Below are 10,232 nucleotides of genomic sequence, written 5' to 3' on the forward strand. Positions count from 1 at the left end.
GGCCGCTCGGGAATCCCGCCTACTTGATGGTGCCGGCTACCGGAATCGAACTGGTGACCTACTGATTACAAGTCAGTTGCTCTACCAACTGAGCTAAGCCGGCATCAAGTGGAGCGCATTCTAGGAAGACCGGAGGAAGGATGCAACAAAAAAATTAGCTTTTTTATCTCTTCGCTTACTATTTGTGCAAAATATCGCAATTAACTCTGAAGTTGTGGAAAAAACCACCGCATCTGCTGAGATTTTCACCACCCACAGCACCCATTCCGGCATGAGGAATCCTTGCAGGCTGAAAATGTGGGCGGCATTACGAAAGGATGACAACCTCACTTTTTTTACTTCTTTTTAACGCCTGACTGGTGATAACCTCCAGCCCACTATCTCCAGGCAATTTCCTGAGATAAGCGCGAAGCCGGGAAGGCTTTCTCTTTGTTGAGCAAACCGTTGATAAGCAGTTATTGCTTTCAGAAGCAGACTTATGAGCAAAAAAACGACGCCACTGACTACGCCCTATCTTCAGTTCAATCGTAAGCAGTGGGCTGCACTGCGCGCCTCTGTCCCTATGACACTGACAAGGGATGAAATCGAGCAATTAAAAGGCATTAATGAAGACTTGTCTTTGGAAGAGGTGGCTGAAATCTACCTCCCACTGTCTCGCCTGCTCAATTTCTATATCAGTTCCAATTTGCGTAGACAGGCAGTGCTCGAGCAATTTCTTGGCACTAATGCGCAGAAAATTCCTTATATCATTAGTATCGCAGGCAGCGTTGCCGTTGGAAAAAGTACCACTGCGCGAGTTCTACAGGCTTTACTCAGCCGCTGGCCAGAACATCGTAAAGTTGAATTGATTACAACGGATGGTTTTTTGCATCCCAACGCTGTGCTTAAAGAACGTGATCTCATGCGTAAGAAGGGTTTCCCACAATCTTACGACATGCACCGCCTGGTGAAATTCGTCGCAGACCTCAAATCTGGCGCTAGCCAGGTTACCGCCCCTGTTTATTCACATCTGGTTTATGACGTGATTCCAGACGGCGATAAAGTCGTACATCAACCGGATATTCTGATTCTTGAAGGTCTGAATGTATTACAAAGCGGGATGGACTATCCGCACGATCCGCATCATGTCTTTGTGTCGGATTTTGTCGATTTCTCAATCTACGTCGATGCACCAGAAGATATGTTGGAAAACTGGTATATCAACCGCTTCCTGAAATTCCGTCAGGGCGCATTTACCGACCCCAATTCCTACTTTCATCACTACGCGCAATTGCCGGTAGAAGAAGCGGTGGAGATTGCGAAGGGGCTTTGGCGTGAAATTAACTGGCGTAACCTGAAAGAGAACATCTTGCCGACACGCGAACGTGCCAGCTTGATCATGACGAAAAGCGCCAAGCATGAAGTCCATAACGTACGGCTACGGAAGTAACGCCCGAGCCCGTTAACTTACCTCTACAGATACGCTACATAGACAACTCCGCTGCCACTATAGCTTCCCGCTGCAGGGGGCGTTGTTGTCTGTAGCACTGCGCGTAGAGTAAATGATGTAGCAGTATGGCTTCCTGGCAGATAAAAGTGAGTTCCTTCCCAGGCATCGCGGTTATTGATCAATAGCCTGGCAGAAAGATTACGCTTGTTGCCATCAAGATAGATATTACGTTCGTTCAGTAATGATTTGCCGTAAAGAGCAACACTGCCCGCAAGACTACAAGAAATACGTCCTGTCACATCCCGGTACTGGCCAGCGATACTATTAGCACTCAGCGAACCAAAATTGATTTCGGCAGGCAGTTGTACATGACAAGTCTGGTTTGCAGGTGGAATTTTTCCGCATACTGAACCAGGAAATACCCGGCCTGTCCCAGCATTTGGTTTTGACCAGTGAACCGGTGATGCAGCATAAAAAATGCCCACACAAGTAGCATTAGTCGTCGCGACGGGATAGTTAGCATTGTAGGGTACCCCTTTCTGCGCGATCCAGGCATCACGTACCTGCTTTCGGGTTTTGTATTGTTCAATGCGAATACAGTGATTCCTGTCGACACAGGACCCCCACATTCCTGGCCATGAACTCGGATAAAGCACATCAGGTCCGAGGTAACAACTACGCCAGCCATAGCACGGGTTAAGATCGTAGTCATTTTCTTCCCAGGCAATGATTTGCTGGGTTACGACCCGCCCTATATAAGAGATGGGAAGTACATATGCACCGGCCATAGCCTGAATGGGGAAAAAAACCAGGACAGCTAACAGGCACCATCCATGCAAAATCAGTACACGCTTTCTCACTGCACATCCTTACAGATAAAAGGCTTCTAACGTTGCCACTGCCTGAAAGCTGCCAGGATTTACAACAGTTCCCTGCGGTTTTACCGGTACAGCTTGTAACAATGGCCTCTTGGTATGAATAGCTAGCGGTGTATTCAATTTCCATGGTTTCCCATCAATCAGAATACGAATCCCTAAATTTTGCTTACTGCTTTTTATTGCAGACGCATCATAAGGTTCTGGCGTACCTTTAATATTCAGATAAAGAACAAAAGGAGCCGGTGCCGGTGTGCAATCAATAACATAGGTTATGTCCTGGAGATAATTTTCTCCATTTATTTTCCCTGAAACTATTTTATTGCCAAAACTCACACTGATATCTTTCTCATTATTAATGGTGCAGGGTGGTGTAGCTAAAATCTTTCCTTTTAACTTCATGGGTGTGGATGCTGTTGAAGCCGTCCCTTCCAGGGCATAGCAAAAAAACATTACTGTAAAGACAGCAAGGTGATTTTTCATCTGAACTCCACGACTAAAGTTGCAGCACTGCTGAAATCACCGGCTTTTAATACGCTTTGTTGATGGCGTACGGGTACCACCTGAAGCTTCGGCAAGGTGGGGTAGTTAAACGAAATCCAGTGATTGACTGGCAGAGGCGTTGCCCCTGAGCCCTGTAAAAAGCGTATTCCAAGATTATGGCTAGTTGTCGCTAAGAGCGTATTGTCGAAATCACTTACACTTCCCGTTAACCGTAAACGCATTGCCGTTGTCGTATAACTATGGCATTTGAGGCTAAAAATAACGGGTTTCGTATATTTTACGCCATCTATAAATGCTGCATAAATGTCTTCACCAAAGTTTATTTCAATGCTACGTCCACCATTCACCGTACATGTCGGATGCAGAATGCTAACCTTAATCGCGACGGTCTGTTGAGGGGCTGCAACTGTGTAATAACTCAGCGCCAGAGAAAGAAATAATAGAATTTTTTTCATTGCTGTTAGTCACGCTTGTTACCAGAGCCAGTAACAGAACACTTATCACTCCGACAACTGAATGATAAAACAGGGCGTCCACCATAATCATCAATATAGGTAATGAAAGGCTGTTTACCTAAGTCATTTATCTTACCTTTCATTTTTTCACTACTAAAGGGAGCAATCATAACAGGCTCAAACCCTTCGATACTTGGTCCCTCTTTCCTGGTACTCGCCTCCACCACGGTAACGTAATAAGCTGTTGGGTTCTGAATACGATAATTCGCCCCCTCGGCGATAAGAACCAATTTTTCTTGCCATGGTTTAACTAAATCAATCCGTTCCACCACAATACTGCTGGGTCGATAAAACAATTTAACCCTCGTGTGTAGCGCAATTTGCAGTGTATTAGGCTGATCGCTGCGGGGTGGAACCTCACGTAAATTGAAATAAAATAGTGTCTCCCTGTCTCTTGCCAGCAAAGCAGCTCCTTGTAGAGCCTGGACTTTTATCTGACTCTTCTCTCCGGGTTCAACACGCTGGAGTGGTGGCAAAACAGTAAGAGGAGAGGTAATTTTATTGCCTTGCTGATCTTCAATCCAGCCTTGGGCAAGATAGGGCAACTGTGGATTTTCATTACTAATGCTCAGGCTTACAGACTTTTCGCCTTCATTGTAGATAACCCGGGTACGATCAAGGGAAACGGCTGCTTGTACCGTGGGCCAACCTAGAAATGCCAAGACAATAACAATCTTCTGTTGCTTATTCACTGAGTTATCCTTCCTGAATCATAAAATGCTCTGCCCTATGCTTCATCCCCTCATCAGGGAGCAGACAAGGTAAAAAAAGCGAATCGTTGTTCAATGCAGGCAGGTTACCTGGAATAGTTACTGAGCAACCAACATCACCATTCCACTCGACATGCATAATTTCACCGGGTCGTAATCCACTTAAGTAAACCGTCCCCTGTTCGGCGATCATGCCCGTCTGTTGCTGACGGTTGTTACGCACCTGGGCACCAAATGGTGGATATTCACCATTCACCATACGTAATACCGCCATGCTCTTACTGCCTGACAAAACAGTAAATTTTCGATAACCAATCGCACCTTCGGTTAATGTGGCCTGCACAACAGAGCGCATCACTTCCGTATTGTCACTGAGCGCATCCAGATCAACGCGTGCTCGCGAACGGTGGTAGTGGTTGATATCGGATATCACCGCTTTACCCCAGGTATTACTATTCGTATTACTGCCAAAACCCCGGACTGGAACATCCGCAACGCCATCAGTATCAACCAATAGTCTCGCACTGCCCGGGAGTGATGTTCGGTGTAAAGCACCGCCTTCTGAAGTCAGAGTTAGCCCTCCCTGAGCTGACAACCCAAATGCACTGTATTTTGCCTGCTGGTAGCTGGCATTAGCGGTGATCAGAGACTTATCACCTTCATGGCTGTAATACCCGGATAGATAGCCTCCCGGAGATGACTGCCCCACAGACACCTGATAGTTATCTCTTTCATTGTTCCTGGAAACAAAGCTGGCTCGCTGATCGCTTTTCCCATCCGTGCTCGCTGCGTTATAGCTAACAGCAGAGTTTTTCCCCCAAGGCAGTGAGAACGAAACATAAATGCCGTTTTCTTCTTTTTTGTCATATAAGCTCCGATAGGCGGAAAGAGAAGCACTCACGTTTCTCAGTTTGGCAAAGTCAAAATGGTGTGCTGCGCTGATCTCATAGCGATCGGTTGCTTCACGATCCCAGTAGGTTTGATGTGACCAGTTCAGGAATGAACTCATGTTCCAGCGATCAAACTGCTTATTAAAAGTCACTGTATAGAGTTGCTTGCTGTTATGGCGGACATCTCCTGTTCTACTGGACCTGAGATAGTCTGTTGTGGAGAGGAAATTTTCCTCTGAAAAACGGTATCCGGCGAAATTGATCTGGCTGCTGTAATCTTCGAAACGTTTTGCATAGCTTAAACGATAGGAGTTGCCCTTTAACCTTCCTGCCGTTGGGATAGATGCATTGGATTGGGTGGTATCAAAGGATAGCGCGCCAAACATGAGTAAATCACGGCCAAAGCCTAAGGTTACAGACTGATAGTCTTTACTCAGTACGCTGCCAGAGTAGGCTGACCATCCGTTATTGATGCCCCAGGAAATATCTGCGGCCGCAAATTTTGGCCCATCAACTTGATGTCCAAAGGACGATATTTGGCCAGATGCAAAGTTGTAACGCACCTGCCCCGGCCTTGTCAGATAAGGCACACTGGCAGTGTCAACTTCATAATCCTGCCTGCTGCCATCAGACTCCTCAATCTGGACATGAATCCTACCACTGACCGCTTCATTCAGTTCCTGTATATGAAATGCACCTGCGGCAACCTGGGTTTCATAAATGATCCGTCCCTGCTGGCGTAGAACCACCCGTGCATTCGTTTTTGCGATGCCTGAGACCTCGGGAGCATAGCCCCGCAGTCCTGGAGGTAACATCGATTGGTCAGTACGTAGATTAAAACCGAGAAAACGAAAATTTTCGAATAGCGAGGATGTAGTGACCATTTCACCCAACTCGAAGCGAGAATGCCAGTCAGGAACGGCGCGACTCATGGAGTAACGAGTCCAGACGAACTGCTGATCGCTGTTCTTGCTATTCCCAGTGGTATGATCAATTCGACCTTGCCATTCAGCTCGCACTCGCCATGGCCCGGTATTAAGTCCTACCACACCATTTCCCCCCAGCATATAGGACGGCTTTGCCTGGTCAGGATGGGAAGAGTTAAAGTTGAGATTATAATCCGCCAAAATGCCGCTAATGCCTTCATCCCACCTTGAGGGGGGATCCCATTCATTAGAGTGATACTCAAGATACATTCGCGGGACTGAGACAGTCAGTTTGCTTGTCGCGAGGCTACCAACAGCGACAACGCCGGGGATGCTCTCAAACTTGAGGCACTGTTCTCCCTGCTGCTAGGACAATGTTTTCTTAATAGCGTTTTTCAGTCCAAACTGCTCAACCAAAGCAGGTGTAATACAGGGGATGCTCTGCTGACCTGCATGATCAGGAGAAAAATAGTGGATGACCTGCTCAGGCAACTCAACGGTATTTATCTGTACTACCATCATGTACTCACCTGGCAATATGAATCCTGCAGATGTGAACACGCTGAGATCAATATTTTCCTTATCTTTAACATCTAGCACATCCATGTTGAACTCGATTTCCTTAGCAGAGATATTATTTTTAGTAAAAACAGCAAGCAGAAAAATTATTTTTATAATTAATAAAGCATGAGCAGAAAAGGCATGCCCCATTTTTCGTTCCCAGGTTAAATTGGTGCAAGGCATTTTAGAATCCATGCGGCGATGTGCCGCATGGATTCTTATTTTATTGATAAGACAGTGTAAAATTAGATACTGTCTGGAAGTTACCAGGCTTGATAACTGCCAGACTGCCACCACCTTGCAGGTAAGCAGAATAACTTAATGTGTTATTGCCATCCTGTAGAGCCTGTGCAGTTGTTTTCTCACCAAGCTTAATCTTTGCACCTGAACCATCTTTTAATATGATGCTTGCACCTTCAGCACTACCATTAATGCCAAGGCTATCAGCATCCCAAAGTGATTTAGGACCCGTAAACGTGGACTGAACCGATTTCAATGTCGCTGTGGTGCAATTTTCCAGCTTGATATAGAAAGGCTGTGGCGTAGATGTCCCGGTATTCTTGTCAGTGGCAAGTTCCGCGTTGGAAATCTGACCGAGGTTAACCGTTTGATCTACAGAGTTTGGGTTAATAGAACAAGGTGCATCAATAATAGCACCTGTAAATGTCACTGTTCCACTCCCTGTATTCGCTGCATTAACAGCACCAGAGATACCCATTGCAACCAATAATGCCATCATCTTTGCATTCAAATTCATTATCTATTCATCCTGATAAGTATAATATTTCATGACTTACTTAAACGGGTACACTGAAATATTCCACTAGTAACCCCAATGAAATTTTTAATTCGCTAACATTTAGTCAACTAACAAGTATATATCATGGGTATGAAAGAAAATTCATGGTGGAATTGTATCTCCCTCAACATTACACAGTGTTTTTCAGCGAGCACATTTTTACAAAAAAGCAGCAAGTTATAAAAGAGAATTCTTTTTGCAATAACAAATTCAAAACATCTCACTATTAATGAACCTTGCAGCTTTGTGTTGCGACATAAGAAGTCGCTATTTTCATAAACCCAGAGCATTGCACCAATGAGATAGCAACAGGCGGTATATAATCCCTTTCGTGTTGAAAAAAACAGAATTTAGTGACAGATTATTCTTGTTATTTTTTAAAGTTGCATCGAAAATGCATCTTAAAACCATGTAATTACTGGGATTTATTTTGATAATGGAAAAATAGGGAAAGGAATTTTCGAGATGACTCACAAACTTAATCAAATACTACGAGAAACTATTTACGGGAGAGTTTTTAGGATGGATCATCTTATGCTGAGTTCTAACGTTAAGACGTTAGATAAACGATTAAAGAAAAAAAAGACCGAGTCCCTTCACTATGAAAAAACATTTTCACTTCAGAGCAGAGTATTGGCAAAGCTACAGAGTCGCTGTGCGGAATCTACGTTGAATAATGTGGAACAATGGGTGAGCACTCGAGAAGTAGCGGAAGCTAGCGAAATGGGTATCTATCAGGCTCGAAGATTGCTACTTAAGCTGGTGAAAGCAGGCATTGTAATCGTCACTCCAACACCTGTAAAAAATACACTACGTTGGCATTTGAGTGACGAGGCTATGAAATGGCTCAGTACTACAATCAGAGGTTAGTTTGTGGGCGTAATGAAATTTCGCCTCCAACCCAGGCTTTTATTTCACCTTCATGTTCTAGTAACAGCCCGCCCTGATGGTCAATACCACGGGCAATGCCGTTCACAACCCGATCGCCTATTAATAACTTAACCGGGCGGTTGATATAGTTATCAAACTTTGCCCAGCGTTCAGTGAATGAGGATAAGCCTTCCTGCTCGAACTTACGTAAATTCACACGGAGTTCATTGATCAAAGAAGCCGCGAGTTGGTTACGATCAACCTTGATACCCGCATCTTGCAGATTGATCCATTGTTGATCAATTGCTGCTGCTGCTGGTTGGCTCATGGCAAGATTAATACCCGCGCCTAACACGATATGCGCTGCATCCCCGGTTTTGCCTGTCAGTTCAACCAGAATGCCCGCCAGTTTTTTATCATTCAGATAAAGGTCATTTGGCCACTTAACCTTGATGCCTTCAGCGCCAAGAGACTGCAAGACTTCAGCAACTACGATGCCAATCACCAGACTTAGCCCCATTGCAGCAGCCGGGCCTTCTTCCAACTTCCAGTACATTGAGAGATACAGATTTGCTCCAAATGGAGATACCCAGACCCTACCCCTGCGGCCTCTCCCGGCATTCTGATACTCCGCAACACAGGCAAAACCGGATGCCAGCCGATGCATATTATCCAGCAAATACTGGTTTGTTGATCCCAGTACCGGGACAACATCAAGATTCTTTTCCGGTACTTGTGGCAGAATCATTGCCTCATTAAGCAACTCAACAGGAGACGTGAGGCTATATCCTTTACCGGTGACTGTTAAAAATTCAAGCCCCCACTCTTTGAGCGTCTGCATGTGCTTATTGATAGCAGCCCTGCTCATTCCCAGCAGTTCTCCCAACTGTTCCCCTGAATGGAACTGTCCATCTGCCAGAATACTGACCAGTTTTAACGGTACGCTTGTATCTTTCACGCAATCACCTCTACAGCATTAACTTCACCCGTCGCGCAAATAAAGCGAACTTCAGGCTCAAGCCAGATATCAAACTTTTTCCCAACTTGTGAACGCACTTCATGAGCCAGTCTAACAACATCATTTCCAGTGGCGTCTTCAGCATTAATCAATACCAATGCTTGCTGCTGATGGACCATAGCCCCTCCTTCACGCAGCCCTTTTAAGTGACATTGATCAATGAGCCAACCGGCAGCAAGTTTCATACTACCGTCTGTCTGGGGATAATGTGGCATTGACGGATAATACTGCAGCAATGCTTGCGCCTTTTCAGCGTCAATAACGGGATTTTTGAAAAAACTCCCGGCATTGCCAGTGACTTTAGGGTCTGGAAGTTTGCTCCGCCTCATATGGCAAACAGCATCAAAAACATGCTGAGGAGTGACTGACGCGGGATCTAATTTAGTCAGATCACCATATGACAGGATCGGCGTCCATTTTTTTGCCAGGATCAATCCTACAGCAACGATCGCATATCCTTCCTGATAGCGATGTTTAAAAATACTGTCGCGGTAGCCAAATTCGCATTCCGCAGAGCTCATGCGCATGGTATTACCTGTACTCAGTTCAACAATATCAACATATTCACAGACACGATTGAACTCGATACCATACGCGCCAATATTTTGAATAGGTGCAGATCCTACACAGCCGGGTATTAATGCGAGGTTTTCCAGACCAGCAATGCCTGTTTTCAAAGTATGCTCAACCAGCTGGTGCCAGTTTTCACCTGCACCAATGTGCAAATGCCAGTTTTCTTCCGTCTCGCTGATCTCAATTCCTTGAATACGATTAATCAGTACATGCCCGGAAAAATCTTCGAGGAATAATACATTACTTCCTTCACCCAGAATTAAAACGGGTTGCTGAGCAACTCTGCTTTCCTGCCACAGCTGGCACAATGTTTCCCTGTCATTTATGACGCTAATTTGCGCAGCTCGTGCGTTCAAATTAAACGTATTCCAGGGCTGAAGTGAAGAGAGTGTGTGGCAAGACATGATTAAGCCTTTACTGAATAATCGGACGACCAGTTTACCCGATCCCGATCAGGTTGGGAGGTGGATTTACGCTGTTATCCCCCCCTTTGCTGTACTTTGCAGCTGGTTTATATCTCAGATAGGGGGAATTTTAAGTGTCGCAAACGCAAAAAACCCCT

General features: G+C 45.3%; 10 protein-coding genes, 1 tRNA gene and 1 pseudogene. 2 read left to right on the forward strand and 10 right to left on the reverse strand.

Features of this window, described 5'->3' with window-relative positions:
- Positions 1 to 27 precede the first annotated feature (27 nt).
- Positions 28 to 103 (reverse strand) — tRNA-Thr (locus tag B880_RS0122295).
- Positions 104 to 478: 375 nt separating this feature from the next.
- Here B880_RS0122295 and coaA point away from each other — a divergent pair.
- Positions 479 to 1,429: a type I pantothenate kinase gene (coaA, locus tag B880_RS0122300; protein ID WP_017349685.1), complete on the forward strand. Its 951-nt coding sequence runs from the start codon at positions 479 to 481 to the stop codon at positions 1,427 to 1,429.
- A gap of 23 nt (positions 1,430 to 1,452) precedes the next feature.
- Here the strand turns inward: coaA and B880_RS26805 are convergent, their stop codons facing one another.
- The 7 genes and pseudogenes from B880_RS26805 to B880_RS0122330 form a co-directional block, all read right to left on the reverse strand.
- Complete coding sequence (locus tag B880_RS26805) at positions 1,453 to 2,289, reverse strand: MrpH family fimbial adhesin (RefSeq protein WP_157060605.1); 837 nt, start codon at positions 2,287 to 2,289, stop codon at positions 1,453 to 1,455.
- A 9-nt stretch (positions 2,290 to 2,298) separates the two neighbouring features.
- Positions 2,299 to 2,787, reverse strand: a complete 489-nt coding sequence (locus B880_RS0122310) for a fimbrial protein (RefSeq protein ID WP_017349687.1) — start codon at positions 2,785 to 2,787, stop codon at positions 2,299 to 2,301.
- The gene (locus B880_RS25405; protein ID WP_017349688.1) at positions 2,784 to 3,263 is read right to left on the reverse strand and encodes a fimbrial protein; all 480 of its coding nucleotides are present in this window, start codon (positions 3,261 to 3,263) and stop codon (positions 2,784 to 2,786) included. Before B880_RS25405 ends, B880_RS0122310 begins: the two co-directional genes overlap by 4 nt.
- Before the next feature lie 5 nt (positions 3,264 to 3,268).
- Positions 3,269 to 4,015 (reverse strand): fimbria/pilus periplasmic chaperone, encoded by a 747-nt coding sequence (locus tag B880_RS0122320; RefSeq protein ID WP_017349689.1) that lies wholly within the window; start codon positions 4,013 to 4,015, stop codon positions 3,269 to 3,271.
- A gap of 4 nt (positions 4,016 to 4,019) precedes the next feature.
- Positions 4,020 to 5,990, reverse strand: coding sequence for a fimbria/pilus outer membrane usher protein (locus B880_RS25410; protein WP_237761040.1), 1,971 nt, complete (start codon positions 5,988 to 5,990; stop codon positions 4,020 to 4,022).
- A 51-nt stretch (positions 5,991 to 6,041) separates the two neighbouring features.
- A pseudogene (locus B880_RS27175) lies at positions 6,042 to 6,605 on the reverse strand (FimD/PapC N-terminal domain-containing protein); the annotation flags it as partial.
- Positions 6,606 to 6,633: 28 nt separating this feature from the next.
- A complete protein-coding gene (locus tag B880_RS0122330) occupies positions 6,634 to 7,167 on the reverse strand; it encodes a fimbrial protein (RefSeq protein WP_017349692.1) in 534 nt (177 codons plus the stop codon).
- A gap of 576 nt (positions 7,168 to 7,743) precedes the next feature.
- Between B880_RS0122330 and B880_RS27405 the strand changes: the two genes are divergently transcribed.
- Positions 7,744 to 8,079: a FaeA/PapI family transcriptional regulator gene (locus B880_RS27405; protein WP_443146821.1), complete on the forward strand. Its 336-nt coding sequence runs from the start codon at positions 7,744 to 7,746 to the stop codon at positions 8,077 to 8,079.
- Here the strand turns inward: B880_RS27405 and birA are convergent.
- Both birA and murB read right to left on the reverse strand, forming a co-directional pair.
- The gene (birA, locus tag B880_RS0122340) at positions 8,069 to 9,037 is read right to left on the reverse strand and encodes a bifunctional biotin--[acetyl-CoA-carboxylase] ligase/biotin operon repressor BirA (protein ID WP_017349694.1); all 969 of its coding nucleotides are present in this window, start codon (positions 9,035 to 9,037) and stop codon (positions 8,069 to 8,071) included. The genes B880_RS27405 and birA overlap by 11 nt on opposite strands.
- Positions 9,034 to 10,074 (reverse strand): UDP-N-acetylmuramate dehydrogenase, encoded by a 1,041-nt coding sequence (gene murB / locus B880_RS0122345; RefSeq protein WP_036646638.1) that lies wholly within the window; start codon positions 10,072 to 10,074, stop codon positions 9,034 to 9,036. The genes birA and murB overlap by 4 nt, the downstream gene beginning before the upstream one ends.
- Between the last annotated feature and the right edge of the window lie 158 nt (positions 10,075 to 10,232).

This window comes from Pantoea sp. A4 (genome assembly GCF_000295955.2).
GTDB classification, from domain to species: Bacteria; Pseudomonadota; Gammaproteobacteria; order Enterobacterales; family Enterobacteriaceae; genus Pantoea; species Pantoea multigeneris.